This is a genomic window from Microcoleus sp. MOSTC5 (assembly GCF_036701825.1).
GTDB classification, from domain to species: domain Bacteria; phylum Cyanobacteriota; class Cyanobacteriia; order Cyanobacteriales; family Microcoleaceae; genus Microcoleus; species Microcoleus asticus.
Genome location: NZ_JAUBRK010000060.1, coordinates 14,845 through 29,803, shown reverse-complemented (window position 1 = coordinate 29,803; position 14,959 = coordinate 14,845). Strand labels below are relative to the sequence as shown.

General features: G+C 46.8%; 18 protein-coding genes and 1 pseudogene. 10 read left to right on the top strand and 9 right to left on the bottom strand.

All coding sequences use genetic code 11. From position 1 onward, the window contains the following. Positions 1-39 precede the first annotated feature (39 nt). Positions 40-801, top strand: a complete 762-nt coding sequence (locus QUA54_RS26635) for a DUF2996 domain-containing protein (RefSeq protein ID WP_333417206.1) — start codon at positions 40-42, stop codon at positions 799-801. A gap of 169 nt (positions 802-970) precedes the next feature. Here QUA54_RS26635 and QUA54_RS26630 read toward each other — a convergent pair whose 3' ends face one another. Then, positions 971-1,792 carry an alpha/beta hydrolase gene (locus tag QUA54_RS26630; protein WP_333304037.1) on the bottom strand — a complete coding sequence of 274 codons (822 nt, stop codon included), beginning with the start codon at positions 1,790-1,792 and terminating at the stop codon, positions 971-973. A gap of 99 nt (positions 1,793-1,891) precedes the next feature. Next, positions 1,892-2,617 carry a lysophospholipid acyltransferase family protein gene (locus QUA54_RS26625; RefSeq protein ID WP_172191059.1) on the bottom strand — a complete coding sequence of 242 codons (726 nt, stop codon included), beginning with the start codon at positions 2,615-2,617 and terminating at the stop codon, positions 1,892-1,894. A gap of 104 nt (positions 2,618-2,721) precedes the next feature. On the opposite strand from QUA54_RS26625, the gene QUA54_RS26620 reads away from it, so the two are divergent. The 6 genes from QUA54_RS26620 to QUA54_RS26595 all read left to right on the top strand — a co-directional run bounded on the left by QUA54_RS26620 (position 2,722) and on the right by QUA54_RS26595 (position 6,183). Further along, complete coding sequence (locus QUA54_RS26620) at positions 2,722-2,979, top strand: hypothetical protein (RefSeq protein WP_333417170.1); 258 nt, start codon at positions 2,722-2,724, stop codon at positions 2,977-2,979. Positions 2,980-3,034: 55 nt separating this feature from the next. Further along, positions 3,035-3,349: a hypothetical protein gene (locus QUA54_RS26615; RefSeq protein WP_015174671.1), complete on the top strand. Its 315-nt coding sequence runs from the start codon at positions 3,035-3,037 to the stop codon at positions 3,347-3,349. 129 nt (positions 3,350-3,478) lie between these two features. Next, positions 3,479-5,206 carry a succinate dehydrogenase/fumarate reductase flavoprotein subunit gene (locus QUA54_RS26610; RefSeq protein ID WP_333417167.1) on the top strand — a complete coding sequence of 576 codons (1,728 nt, stop codon included), beginning with the start codon at positions 3,479-3,481 and terminating at the stop codon, positions 5,204-5,206. A 15-nt stretch (positions 5,207-5,221) separates the two neighbouring features. Next, a complete protein-coding gene (locus QUA54_RS26605) occupies positions 5,222-5,458 on the top strand; it encodes a hypothetical protein (protein ID WP_333417165.1) in 237 nt (78 codons plus the stop codon). A 219-nt stretch (positions 5,459-5,677) separates the two neighbouring features. Next, positions 5,678-5,902 carry a hypothetical protein gene (locus tag QUA54_RS26600; protein WP_333417164.1) on the top strand — a complete coding sequence of 75 codons (225 nt, stop codon included), beginning with the start codon at positions 5,678-5,680 and terminating at the stop codon, positions 5,900-5,902. Then, complete coding sequence (locus QUA54_RS26595; RefSeq protein WP_172191064.1) at positions 5,902-6,183, top strand: type II toxin-antitoxin system RelE/ParE family toxin; 282 nt, start codon at positions 5,902-5,904, stop codon at positions 6,181-6,183. The genes QUA54_RS26600 and QUA54_RS26595 overlap by 1 nt, the downstream gene beginning before the upstream one ends. 142 nt (positions 6,184-6,325) lie before the next feature. Here the strand turns inward: QUA54_RS26595 and QUA54_RS26590 are convergent, their stop codons facing one another. Beyond that, positions 6,326-6,967 (bottom strand): hypothetical protein, encoded by a 642-nt coding sequence (locus tag QUA54_RS26590; protein WP_333417162.1) that lies wholly within the window; start codon positions 6,965-6,967, stop codon positions 6,326-6,328. 51 nt (positions 6,968-7,018) lie between these two features. Between QUA54_RS26590 and QUA54_RS26585 the strand changes: the two genes are divergently transcribed. Further along, positions 7,019-7,225, top strand: coding sequence for a hypothetical protein (locus QUA54_RS26585; RefSeq protein WP_333417160.1), 207 nt, complete (start codon positions 7,019-7,021; stop codon positions 7,223-7,225). A 77-nt stretch (positions 7,226-7,302) separates the two neighbouring features. Then, positions 7,303-7,521: a hypothetical protein gene (locus tag QUA54_RS26580; protein ID WP_333417158.1), complete on the top strand. Its 219-nt coding sequence runs from the start codon at positions 7,303-7,305 to the stop codon at positions 7,519-7,521. A 15-nt stretch (positions 7,522-7,536) separates the two neighbouring features. On the opposite strand, the pseudogene QUA54_RS26575 reads toward QUA54_RS26580, so the two are convergent. Next, positions 7,537-7,782: pseudogene (locus tag QUA54_RS26575) on the bottom strand (Uma2 family endonuclease); the annotation flags it as partial. Between the two features lie 167 nt (positions 7,783-7,949). Then, entirely contained in the window at positions 7,950-8,861 is a 912-nt protein-coding gene (locus QUA54_RS26570; protein WP_333417156.1) for a tetratricopeptide repeat protein, read from the bottom strand. 581 nt (positions 8,862-9,442) lie between these two features. Here QUA54_RS26570 and QUA54_RS26565 point away from each other — a divergent pair. Further along, positions 9,443-10,690: a hypothetical protein gene (locus tag QUA54_RS26565; protein ID WP_333417154.1), complete on the top strand. Its 1,248-nt coding sequence runs from the start codon at positions 9,443-9,445 to the stop codon at positions 10,688-10,690. Between the two features lie 244 nt (positions 10,691-10,934). Here the strand turns inward: QUA54_RS26565 and QUA54_RS26560 are convergent, their stop codons facing one another. The 4 genes from QUA54_RS26560 to QUA54_RS26545 all read right to left on the bottom strand — a co-directional run bounded on the left by QUA54_RS26560 (position 10,935) and on the right by QUA54_RS26545 (position 14,851). Next, positions 10,935-12,110, bottom strand: coding sequence for a homocysteine biosynthesis protein (locus tag QUA54_RS26560; protein ID WP_333417152.1), 1,176 nt, complete (start codon positions 12,108-12,110; stop codon positions 10,935-10,937). Between the two features lie 144 nt (positions 12,111-12,254). After that, the gene (locus QUA54_RS26555; protein WP_333417150.1) at positions 12,255-12,875 is read right to left on the bottom strand and encodes a Uma2 family endonuclease; all 621 of its coding nucleotides are present in this window, start codon (positions 12,873-12,875) and stop codon (positions 12,255-12,257) included. Positions 12,876-12,888: 13 nt separating this feature from the next. Beyond that, on the bottom strand, positions 12,889-14,061 hold the full coding sequence (locus QUA54_RS26550; RefSeq protein WP_333417148.1) for an AI-2E family transporter: 1,173 nt from the start codon (positions 14,059-14,061) through the stop codon (positions 12,889-12,891). Between the two features lie 172 nt (positions 14,062-14,233). Continuing rightward, positions 14,234-14,851: a Uma2 family endonuclease gene (locus QUA54_RS26545; protein ID WP_333417146.1), complete on the bottom strand. Its 618-nt coding sequence runs from the start codon at positions 14,849-14,851 to the stop codon at positions 14,234-14,236. Positions 14,852-14,959: the final 108 nt, after the last annotated feature.

Sequence of the window (14,959 nt, the reverse complement as noted above, 5' to 3'; positions counted from 1 at the left end):
GAGGACGCTCCGAGTTCCGACGCACCCGAGACAACCGACATTCCCAGCACTGAAAAGCCTCAGGCTGCTGCTAAAAAACCCGCAGCCAAGAAAGAACCGCAAAATCCTACCGCTGGCGAATCCGAAACTCCCAGTGCTGCGAGCGAGGACGCTCCGAGTTCCGACGCACCCGAGACAACCGACATTCCCAGCACTGAAAAGCCTCAGGCTGCTGCTAAAAAGCCCGCAGCCAAGAAAGAACCGAAAAATCCTACCGCTGGCGAATCGGAAACTCCCAGTGCTGCGATCGAGGACGCTCCGAGTTCCGACGCCTCCGAGACAACTGACTTGCCCAGCACTGACAAGCCTCAGGCTGCTGCTAAAAAGCCCGCAGCCAAGGCGGACGGCGACAAGCCCCCAGCTAAAGCCAAAAAGGAAAAAGCACCTGCTGTTGAAGACAAGCCCTTTGCGGATTTTATTCAACAAGATTATTTGCCCGCCTTGCAAACTGCTTTAACTAAGCAGGGCGTTAAGGATTTAGAGGTGAGTTTGATGAAGCAAAAACTTCCCGTTGCTGGCATGAGTTCCGCCGGCGATTGCTGGCAGGTAATTGGTAAATTCCAAGAAGGTGAGCGCCAATTTAACCTGTATTTTCCTCAAGAAAATATTCAAAGTCAAAGAGCATTTTCCTGCGCTGAAAATAATACCAAAACCAGCACTTTAGAGCCTTTTTTGATAGACGAGCGTAAGGTTACTCTAGACCTCATGGTTTTTGGCGTAGTCCAGCGGCTTAACGCTCAAAAATGGCTAAATCTTAATTAGTTATTAGTCATTAGTCATTAGTTATTAGTTGTTAGTCATTAGTTGCTTGTATTTAGGCACTTACTAATGAGTGTCAGGGCGGGTTTTGGATAGGAACTTTACCGCTCGCCCCATCTCTAATTTTACCCCACTGACTCATAAGTGAGAAGTCATAGCTAATGACTAATGACTAATGACTATTGACTAATGACAGGTTTTCTTCGGATTTTGTCAAAAAATTGCGAGCTTGCATAATGCCGTAAAGGTTAACATCTGTTTCTAACAAACAAGCATGACCGCTGTTAGCCAGCAGCACCATTTCAGCATTGGGAATTACCTTGACTAAAAGCTTCGCTTCTACTAAAGAAGGCAGCAGCCGATCCGCACCGCTAGCAATTACTAGCGTCGGCTGTTTGATGCCGCGCAACTGATTTTCGTCAACATTAAACGATCGCACTAACGCCAATCTCCACACAGACGTATTTTGCGGTACTGCTTGCATCGCTTCTAGCAAAGCTCGCCGATCGTCGCGCCCAATCTTTCCTAAGGATGCTAATATCGGCAAGAGACCGATTACCGACAGCGGATAAAGGTTGGCCGGCAGCCACTGAGTCAGGTACGATCCCCACTGCACCCAAGGCTGCTGTCGAAACGAAGAAGCTGGATTGACTAACATTAATCGATCGCACAATTGAGGAGCTTCTAAAACAGTTTTCATCGCTAAACAGCCCCCAAATGACTCGCCACAAAGATAAACAGGCCGCTGCGGCTTTCCGGCTTGCTTTTCTGCTTCAATTAAGGCAATTGTTTCGCTAACCAGTACGTCCCAACTAGCCATGTCGTCAGCCGGTACCGTTAAGCAGCGAATGTCGAAATGATTTGCTAATTTAGAAATTTGCGGTCGCAGCAGCAAACCGCTGCCATCCATACCGGGCAGAAATACAAATAAAGGGCGATCTGGTTTCGGCGGTTTGGGGGTTAGGAAACGAACCTTGTTGTTAGCATTTGCCATGATTCAAGTCAATCGATTTTAGATTTTAGATTTTAGATTTTAGATGGGAAATCTGACACCAGCCAACAGTCAGCAGTCAACAGTCAACAGTCAACAAACTTACAAACAACCTCGTTGGAGTAATTCTGCAATTTCCCCCTGACAGTGGTCTGTGAGTTCAGCAACAACAGCTTTGGCTTTTTTGCCTCGATATTGCTGCTGTCGATCGACAGTAATCCAGTAAGGCCGGCCGATTAAAACATTAACTCGCTGATAAACTATCACAGGATGCCACCCCGATCGATCGAACAGCGGTTCCGAAGGATCGAAAAAACTCAACAACTTGAGCGGTACACCCGATCGTACCGAGTGTTCCTCAAAAGAACTAATCGCCACCGGCAAAACCGCCAAATCCCGCACCGGAGCCCGCAAAGCCAAATGAGCAAATCCCCGCTGAAACTTCCCCACAGTATTCGGCCCAGTTAGCTTCACCATCGGTTCTGCACCCTCTGGAAACACCCCCACCATCTCCCCGCCTTGCAGCAGCGCTGTCGCTTGAGAGAAAAAATGCTGCTGTCGGTGCTCCGGTGCTTCCAAGGGGAAAGCGCCGAAACTGGTGACAACTTCCCGAATCACGGGGACTTGACCCATGTAATGATGACAAGCAAAGCGGATCGATCGACCCAAAGCCGCCGTCAGCAGCACAGGATCTAAGAAACTGCGGTGATTGCTCACCACCAGCACCGGACTCTCTTGGGGAATCCGGTCTTCGCGGTACACAAACGTTTGCGTTCCCAAACCAGCCAGGAAACAGCGCGAAATCAGCAATTTGCTCTCTGAAGACATGGGCAAAAAGACAGGTGGGAGGCTATAAAGGTGGATTCTATTCTCATGAAGCTTAACATTACTTTACCAAGTCGGGGCTCCCTCAAAAAGTAGACTTTCCCCTTATGCCTTTGTTTCGTAATCCTGGACGCACGGGCGGTCATCACCTTGTTTTTTTGGCGCGTTTACTTCTAGTCAGCCCGCCAAAACACTACAAAACCGGGTTTCTAGGCGTTGGAGTGCGATCGCCAACTGTTTCGGCAGAAATTCCCAGTCAGCAGCAAAAATATACCAAGTGTTGTGGCAACTTATTAAAGAATGTTTACAACAACCCCAAAACCAAGTTGCGGCAGCTAAACTTAGAAATTTACAGTGGGCATTGACGCACTGTCAAAGTATTTTTGGACAAGTCGTAATAGCAATCTCCAGAGGCATCAAATGAATAACATCCAAAACTATCGCCTTAAATGTACCCTCACCTTTGGCGACATTTACGGTCAAATCATTGTTTGGCTGATAGTCATCTTCCTGAGTCTAGCGTCGGCACTCGCCTTGTGGAGTAGCGCCCGCCAAATCTACGCCTTGGCTACCGTCGGCTTGATTTTAGTGCTGTCTCTGCCCTTCTTGCTGTTTGCTTTCGTTACAACTTTACTAAATAACATTGAAGTGCTTGCTGTAGAACCCGGTACGGAACCTCAACCTTCTGCAACGGGAAATCAGTCGCTTCAGAACCCTGCCGAAAGCGCCGGCTAGTCCAATTTGAAAATTTAACTTTAGATTTTCCATTCAAATCAAAAGTTAAAAAACTTCCTGCTCTTTTGGTAGGAAGTTTTTTTTTGCGTCACCATAAGTTGAGCAGAACACTCAAAATAATTAAAAGAAATGCTAGAACACGACGTAATCATTGTAGGCGGCGGTTTAGCAGGTTGTCGCGCCGCAGTAGAAATTGCCCGGACTGACCCCAGTTTAAAGGTAGCTGTAGTTGCCAAAACTCACCCGATTCGATCGCACTCCGTCGCAGCCCAAGGTGGGATGGCCTCCAGCCTGCAAAATGTCGATCCCGAAGACAGTTGGAAAGCCCACGCCTTCGACACAGTAAAGGGTTCAGACTATTTAGCCGACCAAGACGCGGTAGAAATCCTCACCCGCGAAGCACCCGGTGTAGTCATAGATTTAGAACACATGGGAGTCCTCTTCTCCCGCCTCCCAGACGGCAGAATTGCCCAGCGCGCTTTCGGCGGACATTCCCACCGCCGCACCTGCTACGCCGCCGACAAAACCGGTCACGCCATCCTCCACGAATTGGTCAACAATCTGCGCCGTTACGGGGTTCACATCTATCAGGAGTGGTACGTTACCCGCCTGATTTTGGAAGAAGGCCAAGCCAAGGGGGTAGTTATGTACCGCCTGCTAGACGGTCAAATTGAGGTTGTCCGTGCTAAGGCGGTGATGTTTGCCACGGGCGGTTACGGCCGAGTTTACAATACCACGTCGAACGATTACGCCTCGACGGGAGACGGTTTGGCGATGACGGCTTTAGCTGGATTGCCGCTGGAAGATATGGAATTCGTGCAGTTTCACCCGACTGGTTTGTATCCCGTGGGAGTGCTGATTTCCGAGGCTGTGCGGGGCGAAGGCGCTTATTTGATTAATTCAGAGGGCGATCGATTTATGGCGAATTATGCCCCGTCGCGGATGGAATTAGCGCCCAGAGATATCACCTCGCGGTCAATATCCATAGAAATTCGCGCCGGCCGAGGAATTAATGTTGATGGTAGTGCCGGCGGCCCCTTTATCTATCTCGATTTGCGGCACATGGGACGCGAAAAAATTATGAGCAAAATTCCTTTTGCTTGGGAAGAAGCCCACCGTTTGTTAGGAATTGATGCTGTAAATCAGCCGATGCCCGTGCGCCCTACCGTTCACTATTCAATGGGGGGAATTCCTACTAATGTTAGCGGGCAAGTTCGCAGCAGTCCTGACAGTTTGGTGGACGGTTTTTTTGCAGCGGGGGAAGCAGCTTGCGTGTCCGTTCATGGCGCCAACCGTTTGGGCAGCAACTCGCTTTTGGAATGCGTCGTTTACGGCAAAGTTACTGGCGCAACCATAGCACAATTCGTGCAAAATCGCAAGTTACCTGCCGTAGACGAACAGCGTTATATTACGGAAGCAAAAGAGCAAATTCAAGCACTTTTAGAACGTCCCGGAAAATACCGCATCAATCAAGTGCGACAGCAGTATCAAGATACTATGACTGAGTATTGTGGCGTATTTCGTAGCGCCGAATTGATGCAGGAAGGTTTAAAAAAATTGGAGGATTTAGAGCGACAATATGAGGAGGTTTACTTAGACGATAAAGGCAAGTTGTGGAATACGGAAATTGTGGAAGCTTTGGAGTTGCGGAGTTTGATAATTGTCGGAAAAATGATTTTAACTTCTGCTTTGAACCGTCAGGAAAGTCGAGGAGCTCATTCGCGGGAAGATTTTACTGAGCGCGATGACGGCAATTTCTTAAAGCATACAATGGCGTATTATTCGCCTGCTGGGATTGATTTGGCTTATATGCCGGTAGCGATTACGATGTTTGAGCCACAGGAGAGGAAGTATTAATTAGTAGGGTGGGCGATGCCCACCTTACTAATTAAACGGCAAAAAAAGGGGATAAAGAAAACAATGCGCGAACTTCCCGAAAAGGAATTTAAGAACGAAGAAGCCAAATCAACTTTAACAAGCGAGCAGCTAGTGGCTTTGATCGTTGATGCACTCATTGATGCAGGCATTATCGATAAACAAAGGGTTCCAGAAGCCATCGAAATCGCTGCTGAAGAAATCGAGGTTCGTAAAGCTCTAGGTGACTACTGAGTGAGCTCGCCTTGTAGATTGCTTTAGGATGTACGGGTGAGAAGCGATTGTAGAAGATGCAAATGTGGTATTAATTTGTAGGGCGGGCAGTTCACACCTAATTTGTTCATTTTGAAAGTCGTCTCAGGAATTCTCCACATCACAACTAAAAAATGCTAGCTTAGGATAAGTCTTGCTAAAATAAATACAAAATATCGTGATTATAAGTAGCAAAAAAATATGAGTAAAACGACACAGACATCTCAATTCCAGCAAGCTCTTGAAGCTGTAGAAGTTTTATCATTAGAAGATCAAGCGATGCTTCTAGATATTCTTCAGAATCGTCTGCAACAACAGCGACGAAATGAATTACTCAAGGAAGTGGCAGAAGTTCGTCAAGAGTATGCTGAGGGCAATGTTAAATTTGGGTCGGTAGCCGATTTTATGGCGGAGTTAGATGATTGATGAAAATTGGTTGGACTCCCAAATCTATTCGTACTTTCAAAAAGTTAGTTCGTAAAAATCCTCAGCTTCGCCTTTTAATTGAAGCTACGCTTGAACTTTTGTCTGAAGACTGCTTTAACCCCAGCTTGCGAACTCACAAACTGACAGGAGATTTATCGGGTATCTGGTCGTGTTCAATAGATTATGATTATCGGATTTTATTTGAGTTTGTGACCGATCCAGAAGATGAAGAGGAAGCTATTTTATTGCTCAAAATGGGTTCTCATGATGAAGTCTATTAAGATCGCCCTTTTCCCCAATTTCCCTCCCACTATCTCACTCTCCACCATCATCCGTAACTTCCTCCGCAGTATTTTGTAGGGTGCGTCAGCCCTCAATAAATTTCGTTTTTTACATAAGTACCAAATGGCTGACGCACCCTAATTACTGTGAAATTAATCGAAAATACTCCCGAGCAAACCATTCTGCATAACGCTCAGCAGATTCAGTATCTCGACTCCAAACTCGTTTGTCTACATGATGACCCAATTCATGCAGCAGTACGTCAAACAAGTAAAATCGCTTGAGGGTCGATCTCTCAAATTTTAGCCACCAACTTGAATTATTCTGCTTCCATTGAGCCCCCATCCGTTTATATTCCTCAACAATAGTTGGCTTTGGAAGTTTTCCCCAATTCTCATAGAGCATCCGGCGAGGAAAAGCATATAGATAAATTCGTCTGGACTTATAACAGCCGTACCGAAAATGCTTCTTAGATGCCCTAAGCTGTTTAGAAGTGCCTCCTAGAAGATAGATGCCATGTAAGGAATTAAGAAAATCTGAGGGGACATAGCTTAATAATTCCTTCACGTCTTCTGCCTCAACAGGACGAATAAAATCAGTATGTAAATCTCGTATATAGATAGGTACTATTGCTGTATCTGTTTCAATATTAATTTCACACTTTAAATCATCTGGAAGTGTAGAAATTTCTAGGTCAAAGGGATTATACTGAGACCAATTTGTGTACTTGGACTCAGAATATCTGTTAGAACGTTCACTACTACCACGCTTTAAACCTGACATTTTCCTAATCTCTAAGGCAGACAGCTAATTATACTAATTCTAAGTCAACTTGTGCAGCTATTCAATCAAGCGAAAGCAACCAAACCATCTATTTTTGAAATATTTGGAGAAACCGAGGCAACTGCTTCTGTGCTAGAGCAATTGACAAACATCAGAAAACGAGCTACTTCTTCCTATTCTCGCCTTTCTAACCTGCTCCTGCGAATTTCTGAATTTCAGCCGATCGCTCCTGCTGCTACGATAGAACTACTGACTTAAACCATAGAACAAGCTGAAGCTACAGCCGAGGCCCCAGAAGCTACTGTCCGAGAAGCTAAGAGTGATTGGAACCTACTATGACTCAACAACCGCAACTTCCAGAACCAGAAAAAGTTAAGCAGACAGTTACTCAAATGCGCGAAGTCTGTCGGCAGTTTGACAGTCTTAATTTTGCACTTGATGAACTGATTGCCCAGATAGAAGCAGATATTCGGAATAGTCCTTTAACAGCTTATCGCTTGGGTAAAATTCAGCCTGTTTCTCAAGCTACTGAATCAGAGATCGGGATAAAGTGATTGAGTGCGAGCGCCTCATCCCCGATCGCTCTGTCGCACTTCCTCCACAGATAAACTTAACGCCTGTGCCACCTGTTCGGCACTCAAACCCATTCCCAACAATCGGGGAATTGCATCCCTTCTTGTCTGAGTTTCAGCTTGTTGTGCCTGCTCTGCACTGTCGGCTCGCAATCTTTCTTGTTCGGCTATTTCTCGTTGTTGTTCCCCTCGGAATTTCTCCAATTGAGCTCTTTCATCGCCAATCAATAGCAAATTACCTTTTTTTGTAAGGACTGAAGTCCTCACTACAAACGTTATAACCATTATTTGACCGGATACGATCAAATTTAAAATTGGAATAAAACAATAAATTTTGAGTTTTAAGTATTAAGTTTTTTACTTAAAACTATTTGACTTAAAACTCAAAAGTCTTTCACTCAACAGTTTCCTTAAGGTTTCGGTAGCGCACCTTCAGGAGTTGGGGAAGCCGCAGGTTCGGGACTGGCATCTCCTGCTGTTGGAGATGGCGAAGGAGTGCCGCTAGCTAACTGATTAATTTGGTCTTTATAGTTAGGAGGAGCTAACTCAGTAGCTCGATCGAACAGCGTTTTTGCCTCATCTGTTTTACCCTGTTCCTTCAGCACGATCGCCTTTCCTAAAGTCGGGCGAAAATCTTTTGGATTAGCCTTAGCAGATTCGTCGTAAATTGCGATCGCCTCCTCGTAGCGCTTCTGCACAGCATAAACCTGTCCCAAAATCAACTGCACCGAAGTTACATCAACACTTTCCGGTTTTGCCTGATTGGCAGCCGGAGCCGCCTTCAGCGTATCTTGCAGCAGTCCGATCGCAGCTTCCGGCCGCTGCTGCACTAGCAACAAATTCACCAACCCCTGCAAAGCCTTAATTTCCCCAGGCTTAGACGCTAAAATTGACCTGTAAGCTTGAGCAGCCCCTTCGCGATCGCCCGTGCGTTCCTTAGCCTGAGCCAGCAAAATCCCGTATTCAGTAGTCTCGGGATTCAGCGAAGCCAACTTTTCCAAAGGACCGATCGCATCCTTAATGTCCCCCACTCCTTGTCCGATCAACTCCAGCCGCACCTGCAAAAGCCCCCGCAAAGCCGTTACGTTGTCAGGTTCCCGCTGCAAAACCAATTCGTACCCCCTCGCCTGAGCTTGCAGCAACTCTGATTGCTTCTCCCCAGACTGCGCCGTCTGAACAGGCGTTGGAGTTGACCGACTTTGCACTTGGCTGGCCTTGAGAATACTGTCCAAAATTGGCACAAGAGAAAATCCCAAAAAAGCGATGAGCGACAGCACCACCACCACAGTAATCAACCCACGACGCTTGTTTGCTTTTTCCATAATTCAACTATCCCAGCTTAAAATCTACTATTTTCTAAGAATTAACGCATCGCCCGGGGGCATCTGCCATTTAACTAGATCCGTGCAACGGTAAAGGTTTTTAACTTCAAAGTCCCAACGGACAAAGCAGCCTTTTACTTGCAGCTAATATGGTAACAGACCCACAACTCCATGCTAGCTAAACAATTTTGGACACTCAGACCCGCAGCCCCAAGGACTGCGGTGTCTGTCCAATTTAGTCTGGTCAAGCTAAAAATTACCGAAAATATGGCGGATCAGCCCGTTAGGTAATTGGATTAAGTAAAATAGGCAAGCTGAATATCCTAAATGCTATTAGCCAGCAACTCCAACTCGGCGCGATCGGCGATCGATCGGTCAGCAACTCCTAAAGTCCTTGCTCGCAAGGATTTTAGCAGCCAGCCAACCGATCGGCACTGGTAGCGTTGAAAGTTGGCGTTGACGGGTCACAACCAGACCTCCGGGCGCAAGCCCCAAGTCAGGTGCTAGTAGTTTTTAAAGCAGTTTCTTCAGTTTATTCCTAATTTCCCTTAAGGGATGTGTCTCCGCTGCAAGGAGTTTTTATGAACCCCTCTCCCAACCGGTCTTCCAAATCGTCCAAATCTACTTCAACTCGCAAGGCTCAGCCCAGCGAACTGGCCGTCAATCCGCCTAAAGATACAGATTCCATTCCTGAGACACCAGACGAAAGTCCGGTGCCTTCGGCGTTGGCTGCACCTGTTGACGAAAATCAATCGCCAACTCCAACAGACGCCCCAGCGTCCAAGGATAAGCTGCAACGACCACGCTACAGTTCTGCCCTCGACAAGGACAAAACAAAGCCACAAGACCAGCCCAGCAATCCTCCAGCAGCATCCGCGCCATCCGCGCCTTCGGAATCTGCCAGCGCTAATCCAGCGCTCGCAGTCGCACAGCCCGGAACCGCCGAGACTGCTGCTAACGAAAGTCAGGGCGCTGAGGACATACCCTCCGTCATGCGCCAACATCCCATTCCCCCCCCCAGCGAACCCAGACAGTACCGAGCTGTTGGTTTGGTGCGGGGCCGCTACACGCAATCAGAAGAACAATTCACCCGAGGTATGCTGATCGCTGCCGACGGAACTGCCATCGACGCAGTTTTGCTGGGTAGAGTCATGAGTTTAGTCAAAAATCACCTGGATCTGGAACAAGAACACTTGTGGGTGGTATATCCCCGCACCAGGCAAGAAGACGGCAACTTGCACGCCCAGATTATGGGAGTTTGGGAGCCGGAAACGCTCAAGAAACCTCCCGAACCGTCCTCTGATGAGGAAAATCAGGAAGCAGCGGAGATTGAGACTAGCGACGAAGCATCTACCGCATCTTTGCCACCCTCGGAACCTGATGTTGAAGATGGCTATTTTTCGATTAGAGGTGAGGTGATTTATCAATCCCAAGACGAAGACAAGTATGTCATCGTCAAAATCAAGCAAGCTCCCCGCAAGAATGACGACAAGATGAAGTTTTTTAAACTGAAACTCAAGGGAGATTTAGCAACAAAAGCGATCGGGTTTTTTTGGGATTTCCACGTCAAATTGAAAGCTGACAGTCTGATGATTGAGCAGGCTAATAATATTGGTGCCCTGCCGATTAAAAAGCGGAAATTCCCCCCTGGCAGCAAGCCGCCCGGTGGCTTCAAAGGAGGAGGGAAGCGTCCGTTTACTCCTAGGCCCAGCGGTGACGGTGCTCCTGTAGGGCGTCCTACCATCAAGTCCGCAGCAGCAGCACCACCGCCTGTCCCCAAGGAACCTCTTCCTAAGCCGGTTAAGAAGCCTAAGCCGATCGAGGAATGAACCCATTTTAGATTTTAGATTTTAGATTTTAGGTGAGTGCATCAATTTCTTATGTGTGCAGTTTTTTACCAGAATTCTTAAATCGAAAATCTAGAATCCTGGACGCACTCGCGAGGATCGGAAACCGGGTTTCTTGACCAAAAACCTAACTTTTCAGGCAAAGCTGGGGACAAGCAACCCGGTTTCTAAAACCTTGTGCGTCCAGAAATAATCTAAAACCGCCAAACCGCCAATCTAAAAGCCTTTATTCCAGCCTCACTTGGGCACCCCACAAATCTTGCGGGAGAAATACTCTGTCGGCTGGTAGAGGAGCAACTGGGGCCGTGAGGGTAAATTGACCCGCTTCAATTTGCTGCTTCAATTCCAATGCTACTTGGCGGGAGAGAAACATACTTGCAAGGGGGGCGGTCCGTACTGGTTTGCCCTCGATCTGGATGCGGCCAGTCTTTAATTGAGCATAGCTGACTAAACCGAAGGTGGGACGAACGCGCCGGGGGATAGAGAAATCTACCACCGGCGCTACTATTTTTTTGTCGGATACTGCACAGTGGGCGACGACTGTTTCGTTTAAGACGGGAAAGGGGATGCCGACTCCCAGCATCAGGGATGGGCCGTAGTTTTTGAAGTAGCAGCCTCGCACCCATTTGGAGTTCATCTGTTTGGCGTCGCCGATGAGTGCGAGGGTGGCGGCCGGGCCGATGGGGGTGCGGTTGGGCTGGCGTTTTTGCAGCGGGAAGTGCTGGGTTCCTTCCCAGGTGATGTAGCCCTGAGCGCCTCCTAGGAAGATGCGGGTGCCGATGCCGATGATTTCGAGGTCGGGGTCGTTGAGCAGGGGAGACATGGCTCCAAGGTTCGAGTAGACGGCGTTGCCGAGGTTTGGTTGCAGCGGGCCCAGGTAGGTGAACAGCGGGCGATCGCCTCCATTGACGCCAACAATAAAGTTTTGATATGCGTTGCGGGGATTGAATAAATAAAACTGGTTGATTGTATCGCGGGTAATCGTGGTTTCAAAGGAGGCGCGGGGGTAGCAGTCTGTTACTTGCCCCAAAGCCCGCAACTGCACGGGTTTCCCAGCTATTAAGTCTTCGATGACGTGTCCGCCGCCCCGTTCGCGGGATTCTTCGCCGTCTTCGGCTACTTGGGTGGCTCCCAGGTACAGGTCTACTGCCCCGAAGCCGGAGTAGGCTAAAACGCCGTCCAGCCAGCACTGGCGGATTTTTATCGGCGGGTCGGTATGGCCGAGATTGATGATTGCACCGGAGGATTCCATCGGCTCGAAGGTGCCGGTGGTAATAACATCGACTTCTTTGGCTGCTTGGGTAATGCTGGTTTCTTGAACTCTAGTTTTGAGTTCTTCGATTGTCCAGACTGTGGCTTTGCCCTGGCTGATTTTATCGTTGATTTCGTCGATCGATCGCATAAGACTATTTTAGATTTTAGATTTAGATTTTAGTGTGATGGAATGTCGATCGAGCGAATGCAGTTTTGGCGATCGACCTTTTTATTGGTCTTCGCTATAAATTAGCTACAAACTCTGTGTTTGCAATTGCTGCCTCACCGACTGCTACCAATACCGGACAATAGCATTATCGTCCTGAGTTTCTGACATTTGTACTAAATGATCCAGCAAGGTTGCAGGCATAATTGGAAATGGGAGACTGTATTCGCAAAAAAAATATCTGGGATTTTTAGTCTGGGAAATTTGGACAGTTCCTCCCCTATATCGCTCAATTTCAATAATTCCTAGCTGCTGATAAATTGATAATATATTCAAGGATACACTGGTAAGATCGACTTTAATGACTAAGGCGGGCGGCGCCTCGTTTAAAATTCCATTTTTTTTACCGAAAATACTCTCAATATTTAGGAGAGAAAAACATGAATCTTGTTCTGCACCTTGTTGTAAATCGGAGCGATTTAAACTCGTAGAACTAAATCCTTTAAGTCTCAAGTGTAACTTTTCATTTAAAGCGGTCACGATGCGTTTCAGCTCGCAATTTATGTTTTTATGTAAGTCGGACGGCATCATGATTTCTAGCACTCCTCGACTGTAAGCGAATTTAGAGGATTTGCGGTCTCCAGATTCTGCCAATAACGTCTGATAAGTTGAGCAACTGATAGTTGGTAAAAGCACTCCTTGAGTAGTTTTTAAACGTGGATTGTCAAGGGGTGCAACAGTCATCATCAATCGAATTCAATTATTGATTTTCAGGAGTGTGGCTTTCTGTATTATTTGGGATTTCTAATTTTTGTTCTGGCAGGCTTTCTGGCTTGTTATGTGTTACTCCTAAAGATTCGTACTCCTCGTCAATAGCGGTATCGATCGCTGCTAGCTTTCTGGGATTAGTGTCCCACTGGTTGAGAATGTCTTTAATCAAAACTTCTCTAACCCAAACTTGAGCGACAACGGTGAGAGGAAGGGCAAGTAATAGTCCTAAAAATCCAAAGAAGGTGGCGAAGAATACTTGAGCTATTAAGGTAACAGCCGGCAGTAGCGCTACTTGCTGCGCCATAACGTAAGGGGTAAGGAGGTTGCTTTCAAATTGTTGAATTAGAAAGTAGAGGATAAGCACAAAACCGGATTTTAAGGGAGAGTCTAAAAGTGCGATCGTCACTGGGGGAATGACGCTCAAACCGGGTCCGATATTGGGTATTAAGTTCAGCAAACCAGCTAAAACAGCGTGAGCTAGAGCTAGGGGAACTTGCAATACTGACAAACCAATTAGGCTGAGAAAAGTGATGACGCTCATGCTAATTAAAGCACCGATTACCCATCTGCCAAGGGCTATTTCGCATTCATCTAAGATGCCATCGATTCGCCGCCGATAAAAAGAGGGAAATAGTTGGATAAATCCTTTGCGGTAAGATAAAGGTTCTGCTAATGTCATTAAGGTCAAAACTATGACGAGCAAAAAGCTGAGAATAACGCCTAAGGTGTTGCCTACAAAAGCTCCTGCGCCGCCTACGAGTTGATTGAATAGGGGTTGCAGTTGTTGGATAATGTCGTTAATATCAAGATTCGGCAGTCGCTGACCAATTTGTCCAGAAAAGCGAGCTTCAATCTGATCGATCCACTCATTTAACCTTGCTATTCCTTGAGGGGCTCTTTGGGTAAGTTGTTGAAACTGTTGGGCAAAGGGTGGTACAATGATTAGGAATAATCCTACGAAGATCAGGACTAAGAAGCTAACTGATAAGAGTACGGCGATCGATCTTTTGAGTCCGAATTTTTGCAAGTAGCGCGCTAGTCTGTTTAAGGCTGTGGCTAAGACGACGGCGGCAAACAGCAGCAGTAGGGCCTGCCTGATTTGCCACAGGATGTAACAAGATGCGATGAGGGCTAATAAGCCTATCCACTGTCCTAGCTTCATTAGATTTTAGATTTTAGATTTTAGATTGAGGAATAGGGTATTGGGAATTGCTGCTGGCTAATTGCTCTGCAGCCCCGAAGCGATGAATCGCATCTCTACAAGATACCTTAGATGCGCGCGATCGCATCTTTAATCAGATACCCCTACTCGGACATCAGCATAAGCAGCCTCCTCAATTATCTTTTGCGAACACCTGCTGCGCTGTCAGCTTCAATTCTGGGAAAGTTGGGGACTCAATACCCTCGCCGCCTCTGAACAGTTTGACTTGGTATTCCCCGTCAATTAGTTGGTAAACCGAAAAAGTTGGTTGCTTGGGGTTGCCAATAAACCGTCTGCCACCCAATCCTAGATAGTCTATAATCCAATATTCTTGAATACCCATTGACTCATATGCCTCAAGCTTTAGGGCATAATCATCCCCCCAATTAGTGCTAGTTACCTCGACGATTAGGGGGACTGATGAACCCATTGTGATAATTGATGATTTCTCCCATCGCGGCTCATTTCCAATGGTTTGTTCGTTAAGTACAATAATATCTGGTTCATATCCCGATTCCTCGCGCATGGGTTTGATAACGCATTCTTTGGGGATGAAGTAAGGCAAATTGAGACGCTCAATCTCTATTCCGATTTTCTGGACCGTAAAACCGGCCACTTCAGAATGTTTACCTGTTGCTTTTGGCGTCTCAACAATTTCTCTATTGTGCAGTTCGTAGCGGTGTTCTGAGTTCTCAGGATACCAGCCAATGAATTCATCGAATGTTACTAATTCGGGTATGATTTGAATCATGGTGAGTACCTCAAGTTTGGTTTTGATGGTTGTGCTGGGTCGGAATTGATAGTGAAGATGATTGACTTGTTGTTAGTATCCTGTTAACATTAAAAGTGATGCCAGTAT

Excerpts from the sequence above, each read along its gene's own strand:
- QUA54_RS26610 (WP_333417167.1), top strand. The coding sequence starts at position 3,479 with ATGCTAGAACACGACGTAATCATTGTAGGCGGCGGTTTAGCAGGTTGT.
- QUA54_RS26555 (WP_333417150.1), bottom strand. The coding sequence starts at position 12,875 with ATGATGACTGTTGCACCCCTTGACAATCCACGTTTAAAAACTACTCAA.
- QUA54_RS26550 (WP_333417148.1), bottom strand. The coding sequence starts at position 14,061 with ATGAAGCTAGGACAGTGGATAGGCTTATTAGCCCTCATCGCATCTTGT.
- QUA54_RS26600 (WP_333417164.1), top strand. The coding sequence starts at position 5,678 with ATGAGTAAAACGACACAGACATCTCAATTCCAGCAAGCTCTTGAAGCT.
- QUA54_RS26615 (WP_015174671.1), top strand. The coding sequence starts at position 3,035 with ATGAATAACATCCAAAACTATCGCCTTAAATGTACCCTCACCTTTGGC.
- QUA54_RS26565 (WP_333417154.1), top strand. The coding sequence starts at position 9,443 with ATGAACCCCTCTCCCAACCGGTCTTCCAAATCGTCCAAATCTACTTCA.
- QUA54_RS26595 (WP_172191064.1), top strand. The coding sequence starts at position 5,902 with ATGAAAATTGGTTGGACTCCCAAATCTATTCGTACTTTCAAAAAGTTA.
- QUA54_RS26620 (WP_333417170.1), top strand. The coding sequence starts at position 2,722 with ATGCCTTTGTTTCGTAATCCTGGACGCACGGGCGGTCATCACCTTGTT.
- QUA54_RS26605 (WP_333417165.1), top strand. The coding sequence starts at position 5,222 with ATGCCCACCTTACTAATTAAACGGCAAAAAAAGGGGATAAAGAAAACA.
- QUA54_RS26625 (WP_172191059.1), bottom strand. The coding sequence starts at position 2,617 with ATGTCTTCAGAGAGCAAATTGCTGATTTCGCGCTGTTTCCTGGCTGGT.
- QUA54_RS26580 (WP_333417158.1), top strand. The coding sequence starts at position 7,303 with ATGACTCAACAACCGCAACTTCCAGAACCAGAAAAAGTTAAGCAGACA.
- QUA54_RS26630 (WP_333304037.1), bottom strand. The coding sequence starts at position 1,792 with ATGGCAAATGCTAACAACAAGGTTCGTTTCCTAACCCCCAAACCGCCG.
- QUA54_RS26570 (WP_333417156.1), bottom strand. The coding sequence starts at position 8,861 with ATGGAAAAAGCAAACAAGCGTCGTGGGTTGATTACTGTGGTGGTGGTG.
- QUA54_RS26590 (WP_333417162.1), bottom strand. The coding sequence starts at position 6,967 with ATGTCAGGTTTAAAGCGTGGTAGTAGTGAACGTTCTAACAGATATTCT.
- QUA54_RS26560 (WP_333417152.1), bottom strand. The coding sequence starts at position 12,110 with ATGCGATCGATCGACGAAATCAACGATAAAATCAGCCAGGGCAAAGCC.
- QUA54_RS26545 (WP_333417146.1), bottom strand. The coding sequence starts at position 14,851 with ATGATTCAAATCATACCCGAATTAGTAACATTCGATGAATTCATTGGC.